This is a genomic window from Metabacillus litoralis, from assembly GCF_003667825.1.
In the GTDB taxonomy this organism is placed as follows: domain Bacteria; phylum Bacillota; class Bacilli; order Bacillales; family Bacillaceae; genus Metabacillus; species Metabacillus litoralis_B.
Window position 1 is genome coordinate 772,769 of record NZ_CP033043.1, and the last position, 19,043, is coordinate 791,811.

The 19,043-nt window shown below is 35.4% G+C and carries 17 protein-coding genes; all 17 read left to right on the plus strand.

Translation table 11 applies throughout. The features are described 5' to 3' along the window. Positions 1-207 precede the first annotated feature (207 nt). Positions 208-2,151, plus strand: coding sequence for a stage V sporulation protein D (locus D9842_RS03605; protein WP_121661320.1), 1,944 nt, complete (start codon positions 208-210; stop codon positions 2,149-2,151). A 227-nt stretch (positions 2,152-2,378) separates the two neighbouring features. Then, positions 2,379-3,845, plus strand: a complete 1,467-nt coding sequence (locus tag D9842_RS03610) for a UDP-N-acetylmuramoyl-L-alanyl-D-glutamate--2,6-diaminopimelate ligase (RefSeq protein WP_121664929.1) — start codon at positions 2,379-2,381, stop codon at positions 3,843-3,845. Between the two features lie 171 nt (positions 3,846-4,016). Continuing rightward, positions 4,017-4,991: a phospho-N-acetylmuramoyl-pentapeptide-transferase gene (gene mraY, locus D9842_RS03615; protein WP_121661321.1), complete on the plus strand. Its 975-nt coding sequence runs from the start codon at positions 4,017-4,019 to the stop codon at positions 4,989-4,991. After that, positions 4,992-6,347 (plus strand): UDP-N-acetylmuramoyl-L-alanine--D-glutamate ligase, encoded by a 1,356-nt coding sequence (gene murD / locus D9842_RS03620; protein WP_121661322.1) that lies wholly within the window; start codon positions 4,992-4,994, stop codon positions 6,345-6,347. Positions 6,348-6,379: 32 nt separating this feature from the next. After that, positions 6,380-7,522, plus strand: a complete 1,143-nt coding sequence (gene spoVE / locus D9842_RS03625; RefSeq protein WP_373995112.1) for a stage V sporulation protein E — start codon at positions 6,380-6,382, stop codon at positions 7,520-7,522. Between the two features lie 235 nt (positions 7,523-7,757). Continuing rightward, entirely contained in the window at positions 7,758-8,849 is a 1,092-nt protein-coding gene (gene murG / locus D9842_RS03630) for an undecaprenyldiphospho-muramoylpentapeptide beta-N-acetylglucosaminyltransferase (RefSeq protein WP_121661323.1), read from the plus strand. 33 nt (positions 8,850-8,882) lie between these two features. Further along, positions 8,883-9,791: a UDP-N-acetylmuramate dehydrogenase gene (gene murB, locus D9842_RS03635; RefSeq protein WP_121661324.1), complete on the plus strand. Its 909-nt coding sequence runs from the start codon at positions 8,883-8,885 to the stop codon at positions 9,789-9,791. A gap of 230 nt (positions 9,792-10,021) precedes the next feature. After that, positions 10,022-10,813 (plus strand): cell division protein FtsQ/DivIB, encoded by a 792-nt coding sequence (locus D9842_RS03640; RefSeq protein WP_121661325.1) that lies wholly within the window; start codon positions 10,022-10,024, stop codon positions 10,811-10,813. Beyond that, positions 10,803-11,507, plus strand: a complete 705-nt coding sequence (locus D9842_RS03645; protein WP_121664930.1) for a DUF881 domain-containing protein — start codon at positions 10,803-10,805, stop codon at positions 11,505-11,507. Before D9842_RS03640 ends, D9842_RS03645 begins: the two co-directional genes overlap by 11 nt. A 51-nt stretch (positions 11,508-11,558) precedes the next feature. Beyond that, a complete protein-coding gene (locus D9842_RS03650) occupies positions 11,559-12,290 on the plus strand; it encodes a DUF881 domain-containing protein (protein ID WP_306821500.1) in 732 nt (243 codons plus the stop codon). A gap of 1 nt (position 12,291) precedes the next feature. Further along, entirely contained in the window at positions 12,292-12,657 is a 366-nt protein-coding gene (locus tag D9842_RS03655; protein ID WP_121661326.1) for a small basic family protein, read from the plus strand. Positions 12,658-12,819: 162 nt separating this feature from the next. Next, positions 12,820-14,103 (plus strand): cell division protein FtsA, encoded by a 1,284-nt coding sequence (gene ftsA, locus D9842_RS03660; RefSeq protein WP_121661327.1) that lies wholly within the window; start codon positions 12,820-12,822, stop codon positions 14,101-14,103. Between the two features lie 44 nt (positions 14,104-14,147). Further along, positions 14,148-15,293, plus strand: coding sequence for a cell division protein FtsZ (gene ftsZ / locus D9842_RS03665; protein ID WP_121661328.1), 1,146 nt, complete (start codon positions 14,148-14,150; stop codon positions 15,291-15,293). 369 nt (positions 15,294-15,662) lie between these two features. Beyond that, positions 15,663-16,595: a sigma-E processing peptidase SpoIIGA gene (spoIIGA, locus tag D9842_RS03670; RefSeq protein WP_121661329.1), complete on the plus strand. Its 933-nt coding sequence runs from the start codon at positions 15,663-15,665 to the stop codon at positions 16,593-16,595. A 220-nt stretch (positions 16,596-16,815) separates the two neighbouring features. Then, positions 16,816-17,535: an RNA polymerase sporulation sigma factor SigE gene (gene sigE / locus D9842_RS03675; protein WP_121661330.1), complete on the plus strand. Its 720-nt coding sequence runs from the start codon at positions 16,816-16,818 to the stop codon at positions 17,533-17,535. Between the two features lie 99 nt (positions 17,536-17,634). Further along, on the plus strand, positions 17,635-18,456 hold the full coding sequence (sigG, locus tag D9842_RS03680; RefSeq protein ID WP_180320432.1) for an RNA polymerase sporulation sigma factor SigG: 822 nt from the start codon (positions 17,635-17,637) through the stop codon (positions 18,454-18,456). A gap of 247 nt (positions 18,457-18,703) precedes the next feature. After that, positions 18,704-18,985: a YlmC/YmxH family sporulation protein gene (locus D9842_RS03685; RefSeq protein ID WP_121661331.1), complete on the plus strand. Its 282-nt coding sequence runs from the start codon at positions 18,704-18,706 to the stop codon at positions 18,983-18,985. Positions 18,986-19,043 lie beyond the last annotated feature (58 nt).

Genomic DNA, 19,043 nt, shown 5'->3' on the forward strand with positions numbered 1-19,043 from the left:
CAACAAAAATGAGGTCAATCTTTTTTTATTTAGATTAAATTAGGATGTTTCTTAGGTCATAGGTTCATATATACATTCATTAGGATTGAATAGTTCCTATGATTTTTCTTCTGAAGCTTGGAGTTTAATATGTATGGATAACAGTTCTAACTCCTCGTGTACAAGCATATATATTTGAACGAGCCTAGACAAGGAGGAGTAAAGTATATGCGGGTATCTAATGTGACCGTTAGAAAGCGTCTTGTTTTAACATTGCTTTTCGGTTTTTTAATTTTCTTAGTGATTGATATACGTCTAGGGTATGTTCAATTTTTTCTTGGTAATACACTCACTTCAGGAGCAAAAGATCTATGGAGCAGAAACATTCCATTTGAGCCTGAACGCGGAGAAATTTTAGATCGGAATGGCGTAAAGCTAGCAACGAATATGAGTGCTCCGACGATTTATGTTGTACCAAGACAAATTGAGGATCCTGCAGATGCTGCTAAAGAATTAGCTGCAGTTTTAAATATGTCAGAAGAAAAGGCCTATCAACATATAACAAAAAGGGTTTCTATCGAAAGAATCAATCCTGAGGGGAGAAAAATCTCTCATGAAAAAGCAAACGAAGTGAGAGATTTAAATATAAAGGGAGTTTATATAGCTGAAGATTCGATTAGATATTATCCTTATGGAAGTTATTTATCACATGTTCTTGGTTTTGCAGGAATCGATAATCAGGGATTGCTAGGCTTAGAAGCATATTACGATGAGCAATTAAAGGGAGAAAAAGGATACGTTAAATTTTATTCAGATGCAAAGGGGCAAAGAATGCCGGATGAAGCGGACGACTATACAGCTCCTGTAGATGGGAATAATCTAAAACTAACAATTGATTCAAGAGTTCAAACTATTATTGAAAGAGAATTAGATAATGCTCAAGCTACTTATAATCCGGATGGGATTATTGCGATTGCGATGAACCCAAACAATGGTGAAATATTAGCGATGTCAAGTAGGCCAGATTTTGATCCGGCTAATTTTAAAGAGGTAGATCCGGTGGTTTACAATCGCAACTTACCTGTTTGGAGTACTTATGAGCCAGGTTCAACATTTAAGATTATTACCTTAGCTGCAGCACTTGAAGAAAAGAAAGTAAATTTAGATAAAGATGAGTTTAATGACTCTGGTTCTGTAGAGGTCGATGGAGCAAGATTACGATGTTGGAAAAGAGGGGGACATGGCCATCAAACATTTTTGGAAGTTGTCCAAAACTCTTGTAACCCTGGATTTGTAGAACTTGGTCAAAGACTTGGGGAAGAAACATTGTTTAAATATATAAAGGATTTCGGTTTTGGTCAAAAAACAGGAATTGATCTTCAAGGTGAAGGAACGGGTATTATGTTTAAACCAGAACAAGTAGGACCTGTGGAACTTGCAACCACCGCATTTGGTCAAGGTGTTTCTGTTACACCGATACAGCAAGTTGCAGCTGTTTCTGCAGCTATAAACGGAGGGGTTTTGTATACTCCATATATAGCAAAGGAATGGGTTGATCCTGTTACTGGTGAAGTCATTAGTCGAAATACACCAAATGCCAAAAGACGTGTTATTTCTGAGGAAACCTCAAAAGAAATTCGTTATGCGCTTGAAAGTGTTGTTGCATTAGGTAGTGGTAGAAATGCTTTTGTAGATGGCTATCGAGTTGGTGGAAAAACTGGTACAGCACAAAAAGTAAAAGATGGAAGATATATGGAAAATAACCATATTGTCTCCTTTATTGGATTTGCACCAGCTGATGATCCGCAAATTGTTATTTATGTTGCAGTTGACAATCCTAAGGGAACAGTCCAATTTGGTGGAACTGTTGCTGCACCTATAGTCGGAAACATTATGCGTGATGTTTTACCTGAGATAGGGGTAAAGCCAAGAGACGGTCAAATTGAGAAAGAATATAATTGGCTGGACACAAAACTCGTAGAAGTACCGAATATTATAGGGTTAACAAAGCAAGAATTAACTCAACAATTCGTTAACTTGAAGATTGATGTATCAGGTGAAGGAGATGTTGTTGTGCAACAATCCCCAAATGAAGGTGTAAAAGTTAAGGAAGGATCAACCTTAAGAGTTTATCTAGGTGATGAAAATAAAGAAAAGAAAGAAAGTGAATAACAAGAGGGGAGCATGCTATTGCAAAAATTGCATTGGCACGCTTTCTTTCTGTTGGTATAATAACATTTATGTTTTTCGTAAAATTGAAAGGAATGATGGCTCTTTTCTTTTAAGTAAGATAAAATAGTACGGAGAAATATTTTACCATTTATATTTTAATTGATGGTTATTTGATCCATTTTGATGTGGATTAAAAGGAAAACCCTGTAATGAAAGTAGGAATAAAGATGAAATTAAATGATTTACTAACATTTTTACATGATGACTCACTTCTATCTTTAAAGAACCCTACCATCTCATCTTTAGAAATGGATTCTAGAGAGGTAAAGCCCGGTAGTTTATTTATATGTATAAAGGGTTATACGGTTGACGGTCATGATTTTGCACAAAAGGCTGTAGAGCAAGGAGCAGTAGCTATAGTTGCTGAAAGAAACTTAGATTTAGATGTTCCGGTTATTGTTGTAAAAGATACTAAAAGATCTATGGCTGTATTAGCGGATATATTTTATGGGCAGCCAACTCATTCTATGCATTTGATAGGTGTTACCGGTACTAATGGCAAAACAACAACAACACATATTATTGAAAAAATATTCAATGAAGCAAATAAGCAAACAGGTCTTATTGGGACAATGTACATAAAAATCGGTAATCAACAAAAAGAAGTTAAGAATACAACGCCTGAAAGTCTTACATTGCAAAAGACATTTGCCGAAATGAAGGAACAAAATGTTTCTGATGCTATTATGGAGGTGTCATCACATGCCCTTCATCTTGGAAGAATTCATGGATGTGATTTTAATGTTGCTGTGTTTACGAACTTAACACAGGATCATTTAGACTATCATAAAACAATGGAAGCATATAAGTATGCTAAAGGACTATTGTTTGCTCAATTAGGTAATAAGTTTGATCATAACGATCTAAAGATTGCCGTTTTAAATGAAGATGAAGAGGCGTCTGAAGATTTTAAACGGATGACGGCTGCAAAGATCTTAACCTATGGGATTGATCGTCCTGCAGATATTAAAGCAAATAACATAAAAATTACTTCAAAGGGTACAATGTTTCAACTCGTAACACCTGTTGGTACACGCAATGTGACAATTCAAATGGTTGGAAAGTTCAGTGTGTATAACGTGTTAGCTGCTGTTTCTGCTTCACTTGCTTCATCTGTTGATTTAGATACGATTGTTACAGCTATTGAATCGATGGAGGGGGTACGAGGACGTTTTGAATTAGTTGATGGTGGGCAGGATTATACCGTTATTGTTGATTATGCACATACACCTGATAGCCTAGAAAATGTTCTTAAAACTGTTAAACAATTTGCAGAGGGACGCATCTTTTGTATTGTAGGATGTGGGGGAGACAGGGATAAAACAAAAAGGCCTTTAATGGCTAAAATCGCGGTAACATATAGCGATGAACCCGTTTTTACATCTGATAACCCAAGAAGTGAAGATCCGCAAGTCATTCTTCAGGAAATGGAAGAAGGTGTAGCGGGTAACCAGTACACATCTATTATCAGCAGAGAAGAGGCTATTACCTATGCTGTTAAAAAAGCTCGAAAAGGTGATGTCATTCTAATTGCAGGAAAAGGCCACGAAACATATCAGATAATAGGTAATGAAGTTTTTGATTTTGATGATAAGGAAATCGCATTAAATGCAATAAATACCTTAAATTTGTAGTGAATGACCAAGACCTTTCATAAGAATAGGTACAAAGGAAGAAAGAGAAGTTGATAAGATGAAGAAAAACAGTTTAGAAGAACATATTCAGAAAAATACCTCATATGATAATCTCGTAAAAGATACGCTTGTATATTCTAATGACTTAGTATTCTGTGGGGAGGTGTATGCATGTTAGAGCAAGTAATTTTATTTACAATCGTTATGGGATTCTTAATCAGTGTATTACTTTCCCCAATCATTATTCCGTTTTTAAGAAGGTTGAAGTTTGGTCAAAGTATTAGAGAAGAAGGACCTAAATCTCATCAAAAAAAATCGGGTACCCCAACAATGGGTGGTGTAATGATCATTATTTCGATCATTATTACAACGATTGTTATGACCGGGAAATTTTCGCAACTTAGTGTTGAGATGTATTTATTGTTGTTTGTTACATTCGGATACGGTTTATTAGGATTTTTGGATGATTTTATCAAGGTGGTTATGAAACGAAATCTTGGTTTAACTTCAAGACAAAAACTTCTAGGGCAAGTAATTATTGCTATTATATTTTACCTTGTCTTCACGCAGTATGGCTTTTCAACCGAAATAGGGATACCTGGAACAACTTTATCTTTAGACCTTGGTTGGGGCTATATTATTCTCGTTGTATTTATGTTAGTGGGAGGATCTAATGCAGTAAACTTAACAGATGGTTTAGATGGTTTGTTATCAGGTACTGCTGCTATCGCTTTTGGGGCATTTGCTGTTTTAGCTTGGAATCAGTCGCAATACGATGTTGCCATTTTTTCGGTAGCTGTTGTTGGAGCTGTCCTCGGGTTTTTAGTGTTTAATGCACATCCTGCAAAAGTATTTATGGGAGATACAGGGTCACTAGCACTTGGCGGTGCTATTGTAACAATTGCCATTTTAACAAAGCTTGAAATCTTATTAGTTTTAATCGGCGGAGTTTTTGTAATCGAGACTTTATCGGTTATCATTCAAGTTATTTCGTTTAAAACAACTGGAAAGAGAGTATTTAAGATGAGTCCTCTTCATCATCACTATGAATTAGTAGGGTGGTCAGAGTGGAGAGTTGTTGTTACTTTTTGGACGATTGGCTTAATTTTTGCAGTACTTGGAATTTATATTGAGGTGTGGTTGTAATTGAAAAACATTAATGATTACTTACATAAAAATGTATTGGTAATAGGATTGGCAAAAAGCGGCTTAGCGGCCGCTAAATTGTTACACAGGCTGGGCGCAACAGTAACTGTAAATGATTTAAAGGCGACTGATGAAGACCCAGTAGTAAAAGAATTAAAAAACATTGGGATTGATGTTATTGGTGGTGGGCACCCACTTTCTTTATTAGAGGATTTTGCAATCGATGTTATTGTGAAAAACCCAGGAATTCCATACTCAAACCCTCTTTTAGTCCTTGCTAAGGAAAAGGACATTCCTATAATCACGGAAGTTGAACTTGCATATAAAATTTCAGAGGCGGACATTATCGCAATAACCGGTTCAAACGGTAAAACAACAACAACAACCCTTATTTTTGAAATGTTAAGTGAGGACGGAAAACAACCTTTAATTGCTGGTAACATTGGTACTGTAGCTTGCGAAGTTGCACAAAAGGCCACAAAAGAAAATGTCATTGTTATGGAACTATCATCGTTTCAACTTCTTGGAACAATTGATTTTAAACCAACTATTGGAATGATATTAAATATTTTTGATGCTCATTTAGATTACCATGGAACGAAAGAAGAATACGTCTTTGCTAAAGGGAAGATTTATGAAAACCAGACCGAGGAAGATGTGTCTATAGTAAACCTAAATGATAAAGAAGTTTGTGAATGCTCTGAAAGGTCAAAGGCACAAAAATTATATTTCTCAACTACAGAAGTTATTGATAATGGAGTTTATATTTTTGATGATTCAATTTTTTATAAAGATGAGAAAATTGTTTCCTTAAAGGATATCGTATTGCCGGGAGAACATAATTTAGAGAATATACTGGCTGCTATTGCTGCTGTCAAGCTAAGAGGAGTTTCTAACGAATCTATTTACAAGGTTTTAACGACTTTTAACGGAGTTAAACATAGGTTGCAATATGTAGATACTATTCAGGGGCGTCGTTTTTATAACGATTCAAAAGCAACAAATATATTAGCAACAAGTAAAGCACTTAGTGCATTTAAAACACCTACCGTCTTATTGGCCGGTGGCCTTGATAGAGGTAATGAATTCGATGAATTAAAACCATTTTTACATCATGTAAAGGCCATGATTTTATTTGGGGAAACTGCTCCTAAGCTTGAAAGAATTGCCAGAGAAAGTGGAATAGAACAAATTAAACGTGTCGATAATGTAGAAAAAGCAGTATTGACGGCGTTTAATGTTTCCGAAAAAGAAGATGTGATCTTATTGTCACCAGCATGTGCAAGTTGGGATCAATATAAAACTTTTGAAGAAAGAGGAGACATTTTTATTCAAGCCGTGCATAAGCTTAACTAAGGGCTTGTACGAATAATAATTCATTGCAGTCTATGCTACAGCCCTTAATAAATTTGATACAGGGGTGTTCGGCGTTGACAGCAAAAAGGTCTACACCAGATTTTATATTGGTTATTCTAACATTACTTCTTTTAACAATTGGACTAATCATGGTATATAGTGCAAGTGCAGTATGGGCAACATATAAGTTTGATGATTCCTTCTTTTTTGCGAAGCGCCAATTGTTATTTGCAGGTGTTGGTGTTATAGCCATGTTTTTTATTATGAACGTTGACTATTGGACATGGCGGACATGGTCAAAGATGTTAATTATCATTTGTTTTTTTCTTTTAATTGCAGTATTAATACCTGGCATAGGGATGGAGCGTAATGGTTCTCGAAGTTGGATTGGTGTTGGTGCATTTTCGATCCAGCCATCAGAGTTTATGAAATTGGCGATGATTGCTTTCTTAGCAAAATTTCTATCAGAAAATCAAAAGAAAATTACCTCGTTTAAAAAGGGGTTAGTCCCTTCTCTTGGACTCGTTTTCACTGCATTTGGGATCATTATGCTTCAGCCTGACTTAGGAACAGGGACAGTTATGGTGGGGACATGTATTGTGATGATATTTGTTTCGGGAGCTAGAGTGGTCCATTTTGCTTGGCTAGGCCTTTTAGGTGTTGCGGGATTTGTTGCTCTTGTTCTTTCAGCACCATACAGAATTAAAAGGATTACATCATTTTTAGATCCATGGGAAGATCCACTAGGTAGTGGATTTCAAATCATTCAATCTTTGTATGCAATTGGTCCTGGAGGTCTTTTTGGTCAGGGGTTAGGACAAAGCAGGCAGAAATTCTTTTATTTACCTGAGCCACAAACTGACTTCATTTTTGCCATTTTAGCTGAAGAGCTTGGTTTTATTGGTGGGTCATTAGTTATATTATTGTTTGGTTTACTTTTATGGAGAGGGGTACGAATTGCTTTAGGAGCCCCTGATTTATATGGTAGCTTCCTGGCCATAGGAATTATAACAATGGTAGCTATTCAGGTTATGATTAACATTGGGGTTGTAACCGGGCTAATGCCTGTAACAGGTATTACTCTTCCGTTCTTAAGTTATGGAGGATCTTCCCTAACATTAATGTTAATGGCAATGGGTGTCTTATTAAATGTTAGTAGATACTCAAAGTATTAGGTTCATTAAGGCTAATTTTAGTTTCATTATAGGTTGTTTATCATATAAAATAGTAAGTATCGAGGCTGACGTTGGTAAGTGACAGACTAGGGGTTTTTAACCTCTAAGCAGTCCTTAAAAGGTCAGCCTTCATAGTTTTACATAGTGTTTCTAAACAACTACTAGTTTAATTGTAACCTAGTAGTTGAAAGTACGTACGAATTATTAGAAATCCATTCAAAGTGGGGGAACCAGCATGAAAGTAGTTGTAAGTGGTGGCGGAACTGGTGGTCATATCTATCCAGCACTGGCTCTAATAAATGAAATTAAAAAACATCATTCAGATGTAGAATTTCTATATATCGGTACAGAAAACGGACTTGAGCAAAATATTGTAAACAGAGCTAACATACCATTTAAATCTGTAGAAATATCCGGATTTAAAAGAAAAATCTCTTTTGAAAATGTGAAAACTGTTACAAGATTTCTTAAAGCAGTTTCTGTTAGTAAAAAATATTTAAAAGAGTTCAATGCAGATGTTGTTATTGGAACAGGAGGCTATGTTTGTGGACCTGTTGTTTATGCCGCGGCTAAAATGAAGATTCCAACAGTTATTCATGAACAAAATAGTTTACCTGGGATAACAAATAAGTTTTTGTCTCGATATGTTAACAAAGTTGCCATCTGTTTTGAAGAAGCAAGAAAACATTTTCCAGCACATAAGGTTGTATTAACCGGTAATCCTCGTGCTTCAGAGGTGCTGGGTCAAGATGCGGAAAAAGGGAGACATTCAGTCGGTTTGATTAAAGACAAAAAAACAGTGCTGATTTTCGGGGGAAGCAGGGGAGCTAAAGCTATTAATGAAGCTGTTTTAGAAATGATTCCATCTCTTGCTGAAAAACCGTATCAAATTGTTTATGTCACTGGTGAAGTACATTATGAAAAAGTAATGAATGAAGTAAAAAAAGGAAACAGTTCTGAGAACTTGATTATAAAACCATTTATACACAATATGCCTGAAGTATTAGCGGCAGTGGATTTAATTGTATCGAGAGCCGGAGCTACCTCTCTTGCAGAAATTACAGCATTGGGGTTACCTAGTATATTAATTCCAAGTCCTTATGTAACGGCTAATCATCAAGAAGTAAACGCAAGATCGTTAAGTGATCATCATGCAGCAATTATGCTGAAAGAGCAAGAATTGAATGGCGATATATTACTGTCGCAAATTGATGGAGTTTTACTTAATGAATTTAAGTTGAAAGAAATGAAGCAGGCATCAAAGAAATTAGGTCTTCCTGATGCTGCATTAAGACTTTATTCAGTCCTAAAGGAACTTTCTAAGTAACAACAGAGATAAACTGACCTGAGGAGGTAAATTATGACTACGTTATATGAGGCATTAAAAACTGCAGAAATTGGGAAAGTCCTTGTGGATGAACCATTAGCAAAACATACAACAATAAAAATAGGTGGCCCTGCAGATATCTTATTAGAACCTAGTGACAGTGAGAGCCTAAGTAAAGCGATAAAAATAATAAAACAATATGGAGCTAAATGGACAGTGATAGGAAGAGGCTCTAACCTTCTTGTTTCTGATAAAGGAATAGATGGGGTTGTAATTAAGCTAGGAATTGGAATCGATCACTTTGAGTTAGATGATGATGTTTTAACAGTTGGCGGAGGATATTCCATTGTAAAGCTTGCTACACTCATTAGTAGGAAGGGTTTATCAGGTTTGGAATTTGCCAGTGGTATTCCCGGTTCAATAGGTGGAGCTGTCTACATGAATGCAGGGGCACATGGCTCAGATATGTCAAAAATTCTGTTGAAGGCTCTAGTATTATTTGAAGATGGAACGATGGAATGGCTGACAAATGAAGAAATGGAGTTCTCTTATCGAACATCGATTCTTCAGGCGAAAAAACCAGGTATTTGTATAGAAGCAGTTCTACAACTTAAAAAGGGTGAAAAAGAAGAAATTGTTTCGATCATGCAAAAGAATAAAGATTACAGAAGAGAAACACAGCCTTGGAATTATCCTTGCGCAGGGAGCATCTTCAGGAATCCACTTCCTAATTATGCAGGTCAATTAGTTGAAGCAGCGGGTCTAAAAGGATATCAAATAGGTGGTGCTAAAGTTTCAGAGATGCACGGTAATTTTATTGTTAATGCTGGAGGAGCAACTGCTCAAGATGTATTGGATTTAATAAATTATATTAAAGAAACCATTCTCGAGAAGTATGATGTGACAATGGAAACTGAAGTTGAAATAATAGGTCGGAAATAGTCACATTACTCCCCATTATTTCCTTTTATTGTGTTATAATGTCTTTATAAAAATTGCTGAACAATTTTAGTTTATTCTTAAACGGCATTTTTAAATGCCGTTTCAGTGTGTAAGTGGGGAAAATCTTTTTAAATAGAAAGAATTTCATTACTACATACTGTGATGATTAGTACCATAACATTGTGCAAGAAATCTACCTAGAGAGAACTACTAGGGTGGGGTGAAAACGATTGGAGAAAAAGGTTGTTTCGTTAGAAGACCGCATACCAAAACTACAGCAGCAGCGAAAACAGAAGACTAATCGAAGACTTATTTCATTCCTTTCAATCTTTTTTCTATTAATTTTACTTGTTATCTATTTTCAGTCTCCCTTAAGTAAAGTCTCAAGTATAACAGTAAAAGGAAATGTACATGTTGAGTCGGAAAAGATCATTGAAATGAGTAAAATTACAACTTCTAATGGGTTTTGGAATATCAATACAACAAAGACTAGTCAGTTGGTTGAAGAGCATTTGCAAATAAAACAAGCCACTGTTGAAAAAAAGTTTCCTAACCATATTGTCTTGCAGGTTGATGAGTATGACAGTATTGCTTATCTAGAAGAGAATGGTGCATATAAGCCGATTCTTGAAAATGGACAAGTTCTAAAGGACCGTACTGTTAAAGTACCGGCAGATGCACCGGTGTTGATAAATTGGAATCAAGAGAAAGATGTTAATGAGATGATAAATGAGTTAAAAAAATTATCTCCTAGTATCTTAAATTCAATTTCAGAAATTCATCATACTCCTAATAAAACAGATCCTTGGTTAGTTCATCTTTATATGAATGATGGTTATGAAGTAATGGCATCTGTTCGTACCTTCTCAAAGAAAATGAATACTTACACTAAAATTGTAAGTCAGCTAGACGAGAACAGTAAAGGGATTATTCATCTGGAAGTAGGCTCTTATTTTGAATCTTATACACCGATAGAGTCAAAGGAAGAGGGGGATGAAGCTCAAGATGAAACTGAGGGGTAGTTATGTAATTTTTTCTCTCATTCTCTTAGTTGCGGGTTTTCTATTTTCATATTCTTATCAGCTGACAAGGGAAAGTAATCGAAATCAAGAGATAACCACCGAACAATGGGATAAAGAATATGAAATTAGGTCACAACTTATTTCAAAAGAAGAAATAAACCGGGATCTCCAAAAAGAACTTTTTGAAAAACAAGAAGAAGTGAAAGAAATTGAAGAATCTCTAAAGGATCAAAAACAGGTGTACTACAACCTTGTAGAAGATGTTGAAAAGTATCGTATGTATGTTGGTGATATAGCAGTTCAAGGTAAAGGGATACAAGTAATATTAGAAGATTCCTCTTACGTCCCTGAAGGAGAAAATGTAAACAATTATATCGTGCATGAGAGTCATTTGTTTAGTGTTATTAATGAACTGTATATCTCGGGAGCAGATGCTATCTCAATTAACGGTCAAAGGTTATCAAGTCATTCGTATATATATTGCAATGGCCCAGTTGTGACAGTTGATGGAAATCAGTTCCCTGCACCTTTTGTTATATCTGCGATTGGGGACCCAAATGTTTTATTACCTGCATTGAATATTACTGGTGGAATTGTAGATCAGCTTTCTTATGATAATGTTGTGGTAACTCTAGAAAAACGAGAAAATATTAAGATGGAGCCACTTCTACAAGAAAAAAAAGCTTCGTCATAGGAAGTAATACGATGTTTCACTAAAGGATTATTGTTTAGATAGGTGGTTGGTGTGAAACAAAAAAGTTGGAAAAAGGGTCTTAGTTTTGCTTTGCTAACAATGATCTTTGGTTTAATGCTTGGAATTCAGTTTCAAACAATTAAAGAACCAGTTGAAAGAGATACGCGTGATATGTGGCAGCTTAGGGAAGATTTAAAAAAAGAGCAACAACTTCAAGCAGAGCTTCTAAATGAGATACGAAAATATGATGAAATTATTGAGTCATATAAGAAGCAAGAAAATTCGAATCCGGAAACAGCTTTAAAAGAAACCTTGGCAGTATTAAAGGAAGAAGTTGGTTTAACCGAAATATCTGGAGAGGGCATAACGATTACAATTGATCGATTATTTTCAGAAGAATTACTTGGAGTAGAAATACAAAATATCTCACCAGAGCTTTTAAAACGGCTAATCAATGAACTCAATTCTTATGGAGCAAAAGAAATCTCAATAGAAGGCAGAAGGGTTATTAATTCGACTGTCATCAGAGATATCAATGGTCAAACGAAGATGGATAATTTTAGCCTAAACAGTTTTCCTATAAAGATAAACGTAATTTCAGATAATGTGGACAAGCTTTATAACAGAATGAATGCTTCGAATACTGATGAAGATTTTGCCATTGATAATCTGAAGTTAACGATATCAGACCCAATTGAACAGTTAACTATTCCTCCTTATGAAGATCCAATTCGAGTTCGGAATATGAAACCTGTAGAGTCATCAGATAAAGGGGGAGAATAAAATGTGGCTGCCAATTTTAGGACTGATTCTCGGTGTCTTTTTAGGTCTAGTATCAGAGTTACGTATTCCCCCTGAGTATTCCAATTATTTATCAATTGCAATTTTAGCAGCACTTGATACACTGTTAGGAGGAATTCGTGCACATCTTCAGGATATCTATGATGAAATGGTGTTCGTTTCTGGATTTTTCTTTAACATCATTTTAGCTGCAAGTTTAGCTTTTCTAGGTGTCCATCTTGGTGTAGACTTGTATTTAGTAGCAATGTTTGCCTTTGGAGTAAGGCTATTTCAAAATATAGCCGTAATAAGAAGGATTCTTATTACGAAATGGTCAAATTCTAGGGAAAAAAAGAAAAAAATTGAATAATAAAAAGGAAAAATTAAGTATTTGACGAATAAACACTAGTAAAGCAGAAATCAAGCAAATATTAAAATAAAATTTTTGTTACAAACCTGTAAAACTAGATTCATTGTCATGTTGTTCTGTAAAGAATAGAATAGAAAGTGATAGATGGGGAGGTGCCTTAGAATGAACAGCAATGAACTATTTGTAAGTCTTGACATCGGTACATCCAGTGTTAAAGTAATTATTGGTGAAATGACGAATGATGCTTTAAACATTATTGGTGTAGGAAATGTAAAATCAGAAGGATTAAGAAAAGGGTCTATAGTTGATATAGACGAAACAGTTCATTCTATAAAAAAAGCGGTTGAGCAGGCCGAGAGAATGGTTGGAATCTCCTTAACGAGAGTGGTAGTAGGTGTTACAGGAAATCATGTGCAATTACAGGATTGCCACGGAGTTGTAGCTGTTTCGAGTGAGAATAGAGAAATATCTAATGAAGATGTAAGACGAGTTATTGAAGCTGCTCAAGTTATCTCAATTCCACCTGAACGAGAAATAATCGATGTTATTCCAAGACAATTTATTGTAGATGGACTAGATGAAATCAATGATCCAAGAGGAATGCTTGGGGTTCGTTTGGAAATGGAAGGTACCATTATTACTGGATCTAAAACGATCTTACATAATTTATTGCGTTGTGTAGAGCGTGCAGGACTTGAAATAACTGATATCTGTTTACAACCTCTAGCTGCAGGATCTGTTGCATTATCAAAAGATGAGAAAAACTTAGGTGTTGCACTTGTGGAAATTGGTGGGGGATCCACTACAATCGCAGTGTTTGAACAAAATCACCTAATTGCATCCAGTGTCTTGCCTGTCGGTGGTGAGCACATTACGAAGGATTTGTCTATAGGTCTTCGTACTACTACCGATGAAGCAGAACGCATAAAACTGAAATATGGACATGCCTTTTATGATCATGCTTCAGAAGATGAAATTTTTGAAGCAGCAGTTATAGGGTCAGATCAGAAAAGAACGTTTAACCAATTAGAAGTTGCGGACATTATCGAAGCTCGTTTGGAAGAGTTGTATGAGCTTATCTTACATGAGCTAAGAAGATTAGGAATCGGAGAATTACCTGGCGGCTTTGTTCTAACCGGGGGTACAGTTAGAATGCCTGGAGTACTTGAATTAGGACAAGTTGTTCTTCAAAATAGTGTAAGAATTGCAAGTCCGGATTATATTGGTGTCAGAGAACCTCAATATATGACGGGAGTAGGCTTGATTCAATTTGCATATAAGAATGCGAAAATTCAAGGTAGAAAAATAGGTTCAAACGTTACTGTTGATGCTGTAGAAGTAGCAGCAACAAAGGAACCGCAACAGCAGCGTACAAAACCTCAGCAACACCCAGAAGAAAAAAAGGTAAATAAAGTGAAGAAATTTTTTGGCTACTTCTTTGAATAGTTTACATCTATTAGAAGTCATTTGATGGATTAGGAGGATTTTGCATGTTGGAGTTTGATACGAATATTGACGGCTTGGCTACCATCAAAGTAATTGGAGTTGGTGGCGGTGGTAATAACGCTGTTAATCGAATGATAGAGCACGGTGTACAAGGTGTAGAATTTATTGCAGTTAACACGGATGCACAAGCATTAAACTTATCTAAAGCAGAAGTGAAAATGCAGATTGGTTCGAAACTTACAAGAGGATTAGGTGCTGGTGCTAACCCTGAAGTAGGGAAAAAAGCTGCTGAAGAAAGTAGAGAGCAAATTGAAGAAGCTTTAAGAGGAGCTGACATGGTATTCGTTACAGCCGGTATGGGCGGCGGAACTGGAACTGGTGCAGCACCTGTTATTGCACAAATTGCTAAAGATTTAGGTGCTCTTACAGTCGGTGTTGTTACTAGACCGTTTACATTTGAAGGACGTAAACGTCAAATGCAAGCAGCTGGCGGTATTTCTTCAATGAAAGAGTCAGTGGATACACTTATTGTGATTCCAAATGACCGTTTACTTGAAATTGTTGATAAAAATACACCTATGCTTGAAGCATTTAGAGAAGCAGATAATGTGCTTCGTCAAGGGGTTCAAGGTATTTCTGACTTAATCGCTACCCCAGGTTTAATAAACCTTGACTTTGCAGATGTAAAAACGATTATGTCAAATAGAGGATCTGCTTTAATGGGAATTGGTGTAGCCACTGGAGAAAATCGTGCTGCAGAAGCTGCTAAGAAAGCTATTTCCAGTCCACTATTAGAAAAATCAATTGATGGTGCTCAGGGTGTTCTTATGAACATTACTGGTGGAATGAATTTAAGTTTATATGAGGTACAAGAGGCAGCTGATATTGTAGCTACTGCTTCTGATCAAGATGTAAACATGATTTTTGGTTCTGTTATTAACGAAAACCTAAAGGATGAAATCATTGTTACAGTTATTGCAACTGGTTTTACTGAACAAGAAATTAGTCCTTTAAAACAACAGAATACGCGTCAATTTAATAATGGTAATACGCTAACAAAAGTCCCGCCAAAACGTGAGAGTCATCGTGAGGAACCTGTACAAGAAGCACCAACTCGTACTAATACACAACAACCTGAAGAAACGCTTGATATTCCGACCTTCTTACGTAACCGTAATAAACGTCGATAAACCAAAAAAAGAGTGTTAAATGAAAATTTAGCACTCTTTTTTATTTGTATATCTTTTATTATTTTGAAGTATAAAAGATGTACTAGAAACCTATAAACCAGCCAATAAAGTTTATCTTCCTCATACTTCTCCTCAAATATCTCTTTTTCTACTAATTGTTTTGCAAACCTAGACTATGACTCTTATAATTTGGTCGACAAAAATTCTAATAATCTTTCAAAAATTCTTACGTTCTATCGGCACTAAATGACAGACTTCCTATTTCTTAGGATTTATACTTAATGCAACAGGTCCCAAAGCTTTGAATTGTAATAAAAGACAGAGTCAGAGTAGCAAGGACAATTAAAACAGAAGGGAAAGGAGTAACAGATGTCTATTTATTTAGACGTTATTTGGCTCTTAAACTTTTCCTTTGATTTGTTTCTACTTGTTTTAACAGCCATTGCATTGAAAAGGAAAATAATGAAAATAAGAATTCTTCTTGCGGCACTATTAGGCTCAAGTATTGTTATTATGATGTTTAGCCCTTTAGCATTTATCTCTACACATCCTCTTGGAAAAATGGGTATCTCTATTTTAATGGTCTTATTGGCATTTGGGTTTAAACGATTTCGCTATTTTTTTCATGGCCTTTTCACCTTTTATTTTGTCACTTTTCTAGTAGGTGGTGGAATGATCGGCGTACATTATTTTTTACAGGCAGAAATCACTTATTTAGACGGAATCTTAATGACTAATTCAACTGGCTTTGGACACCCAATCAGCTGGTTATTTGTACTTATTGGATTTCCGGTTTTGTGGTTGTTTGCAAGGAATAGTTTAGAAGGCTTTGAGGCAAAAAAAATTCATTACGAACAATTAGTGACTGTTAAGATAAAGGTAGATTCAACTCAAATGACCTTAAAGGGGCTAGTTGATAGTGGAAACCAACTTTTTGATCCAATTACTCGTAGTCCTGTTATGATTTTAGATACACAGAAAGTTAAGGACTATATTCCTGATCAACTCGTTCACCATGCGCTGCAAGATGATGTGATGAAGGCAATGACTGACGATCAACAAGAAGGCCACGAATGGGAGCATCGAGTTCGTATTATACCTTATCGTGTGGTAGGAAAAGAGAATCAGTTTTTATTAGGATTTAAGCCAGATGAAGTGTGGATAGAAACAAATAATGAAAAAATTAAGGTGCAAAAGACAATTGTTGGGTTAAATCGAACTGCTCTGTCTTCAGAGGATGAATATCAATGTATCGTTCATCCCAAAATGCTTCAAGGCCCATCAATCCAAAATGTTTCGTAAAATTACCTACTTCTATCTTACTCCGGTTCCATTTATTTATTACGCCAGGTATAAGATTTTTTATACTATCAGAACGTAAAAGGTTTAATGGTAGATAGTATAGAAGAATGATGGCTCTCGTCATTAGGACTTGGCAATAAGCAATTTGTTAAAATAATGAATTTAAGGAAGAGATCAGGGGAGAAAAACGTAACTGTCATATTTTAGAAGGGGGAGGAAAATGAAAAAATTAAAGTTACAGCTAACATACTTATGGTATAAGTTATTAATTAAACTAGGGATTAAATCTGATGAGGTATACTACATTGGTGGAAGTGAAGCATTACCACCACCTCTTTCTAAAGATGAAGAAGCAGTGTTGCTACAAAAACTACCTTCAGGGGATCAAGCAGCTCGATCAATTTTAATTGAACGAAATTTACGATTGGTTGTTTATATTGCACGTAAATTTGAAAATACAGGAATTAATATAGAAGATTTAATTAGTATTGGTACAATTGGCTTAATTAAGGCAGTTAATACATTTAATCCTGAAAAGAAAATAAAATTAGCTACATATGCTTCAAGATGTATCGAAAATGAAATACTCATGTATTTACGCAGAAATAACAAATTACGCTCAGAGGTTTCTTTTGACGAACCCTTAAATATTGATTGGGATGGTAATGAGCTACTCTTATCAGATGTTTTAGGTACAGAGGATGACATTATTACAAAGGATCTTGAAGCAAATGTAGATAGAAAATTACTATTAAAAGCACTACATCAATTAAATGATCGGGAAAAACAAATTATGGAATTAAGATTTGGATTGCTTGGTGGTGAAGAAAAGACTCAAAAGGACGTTGCAGATATGTTAGGAATATCTCAATCCTATATCTCCAGGCTTGAGAAGCGTATTATTAAAAGGCTGCAAAAAGAATTTAATAAAATGGTCTAAAAAAATTTTTTCGGTAAAAAGTCCTTTTATATCAATTATTTAGACGGTTTCTACTCCCTTTAACTTGAAAGCTTGTGCATATTTTTTCCTGTCGAGGAGATACTTAACACTGTACAGCAACTCCTGTTAGGAGGGAAAGATGTGACAAGAAATAAAGTTGAAATTTGTGGAGTAGATACCTCTAAACTTCCAGTTCTTAAGAATGAGAAAATGAGAGAGCTATTTAAGCGAATGCAAAACGGAGACATATCAGCAAGAGAAGAGCTGGTAAATGGCAACTTAAGATTGGTACTTAGTGTAATCCAGCGATTTAACAACCGAGGAGAATTTGTTGACGATTTGTTTCAAGTTGGCTGTATAGGATTAATGAAATCAATCGATAATTTTGACTTAGGCCAGAACGTCAAATTTTCAACATATGCTGTACCAATGATTATCGGAGAAATCCGAAGATACTTAAGAGATAATAACCCAATCCGTGTCTCCCGTTCTTTAAGAGACATCGCTTACAAAGCACTACAAGTAAGAGAACGTTTAATGAGTGAAACCTCCCGGGAGCCAACCGCAGAGGAAATATCAAAAGTACTTGATGTCCCACATGAGGAAATTGTATTTGCACTCGATGCTATTCAAGACCCGGTTTCACTTTTTGAGCCTATCTACAATGATGGGGGAGACCCAATTTTTGTCATGGATCAGCTAAGTGATGAAAAAAATCGTGATATTCAATGGATTGAAGAATTAGCATTAAAAGAAGGTATGAGACGCCTTAACAGTCGAGAAAAGCTAATTCTACGCAAGAGATTTTTCCAAGGCAAAACTCAAATGGAAGTCGCAGAAGAGATAGGGATTTCTCAAGCACAAGTTTCTCGTCTAGAAAAAGCTGCAATTAAACAAATGAATAAAAATATCCAAAATTAAGGCTGCTCTTTTGAGCAGTCTTTTTATTTTGTACGTTGTTAGCCGACTCATCTTGTAAAGTCCGTATACTTCCTTCACTACCCATAAGCAGGAATCTTACCCTTCACTTCAACAACAAGCTGTAAAATACCTATCTTTAAGTATGACATAAAAAAATCTGAACGAATTGAATAGTTTATGCTATAAGCTACATAGATATGTAATAGAGGATTTCTTATAAATGTATACAGTAATAAGTTAAAAGATAATGAATTTGAATAATGGAGGTAAGTTAATGAATATATCTGAGTTTCAAACAAAAGATGTTGTGAATGTTTCTGATGGAAAAAAGATGGGTAACATTGGAGATTTTGATATTAATGTTACAACAGGAAAAATTCAAGCCATCATTATAAATGGTCAAGGAAGAATGCTTGGTTTTTTTGGAAAAGACGAGGAATTCGTCATTCCATGGCGAAATATAGTAAAAATAGGTGAAGATGTTATTTTAGTGAGAATGAATCGACAAATTGAGCTTCAAGATGAATAAATTGTCACTGAAAGCTAAACGTAACGGGTAATATGTGGTAAAATAAAGAGCGTTAGAA

What these genes read in the sequence shown, in the direction of transcription:
- D9842_RS03605 (WP_121661320.1), top strand. Translation starts at nt 208, where the DNA reads ATGCGGGTATCTAATGTGACCGTTAGAAAGCGTCTTGTTTTAACATTG.
- D9842_RS03610 (WP_121664929.1), top strand. Translation starts at nt 2,379, where the DNA reads ATGAAATTAAATGATTTACTAACATTTTTACATGATGACTCACTTCTA.
- mraY (WP_121661321.1), top strand. Translation starts at nt 4,017, where the DNA reads ATGTTAGAGCAAGTAATTTTATTTACAATCGTTATGGGATTCTTAATC.
- spoVE (WP_373995112.1), top strand. Translation starts at nt 6,380, where the DNA reads ATGCTACAGCCCTTAATAAATTTGATACAGGGGTGTTCGGCGTTGACA.
- murG (WP_121661323.1), top strand. Translation starts at nt 7,758, where the DNA reads ATGAAAGTAGTTGTAAGTGGTGGCGGAACTGGTGGTCATATCTATCCA.
- murB (WP_121661324.1), top strand. Translation starts at nt 8,883, where the DNA reads ATGACTACGTTATATGAGGCATTAAAAACTGCAGAAATTGGGAAAGTC.
- D9842_RS03655 (WP_121661326.1), top strand. Translation starts at nt 12,292, where the DNA reads ATGTGGCTGCCAATTTTAGGACTGATTCTCGGTGTCTTTTTAGGTCTA.
- ftsA (WP_121661327.1), top strand. Translation starts at nt 12,820, where the DNA reads ATGAACAGCAATGAACTATTTGTAAGTCTTGACATCGGTACATCCAGT.
- ftsZ (WP_121661328.1), top strand. Translation starts at nt 14,148, where the DNA reads ATGTTGGAGTTTGATACGAATATTGACGGCTTGGCTACCATCAAAGTA.
- spoIIGA (WP_121661329.1), top strand. Translation starts at nt 15,663, where the DNA reads ATGTCTATTTATTTAGACGTTATTTGGCTCTTAAACTTTTCCTTTGAT.
- sigE (WP_121661330.1), top strand. Translation starts at nt 16,816, where the DNA reads ATGAAAAAATTAAAGTTACAGCTAACATACTTATGGTATAAGTTATTA.
- D9842_RS03685 (WP_121661331.1), top strand. Translation starts at nt 18,704, where the DNA reads ATGAATTTGAATAATGGAGGTAAGTTAATGAATATATCTGAGTTTCAA.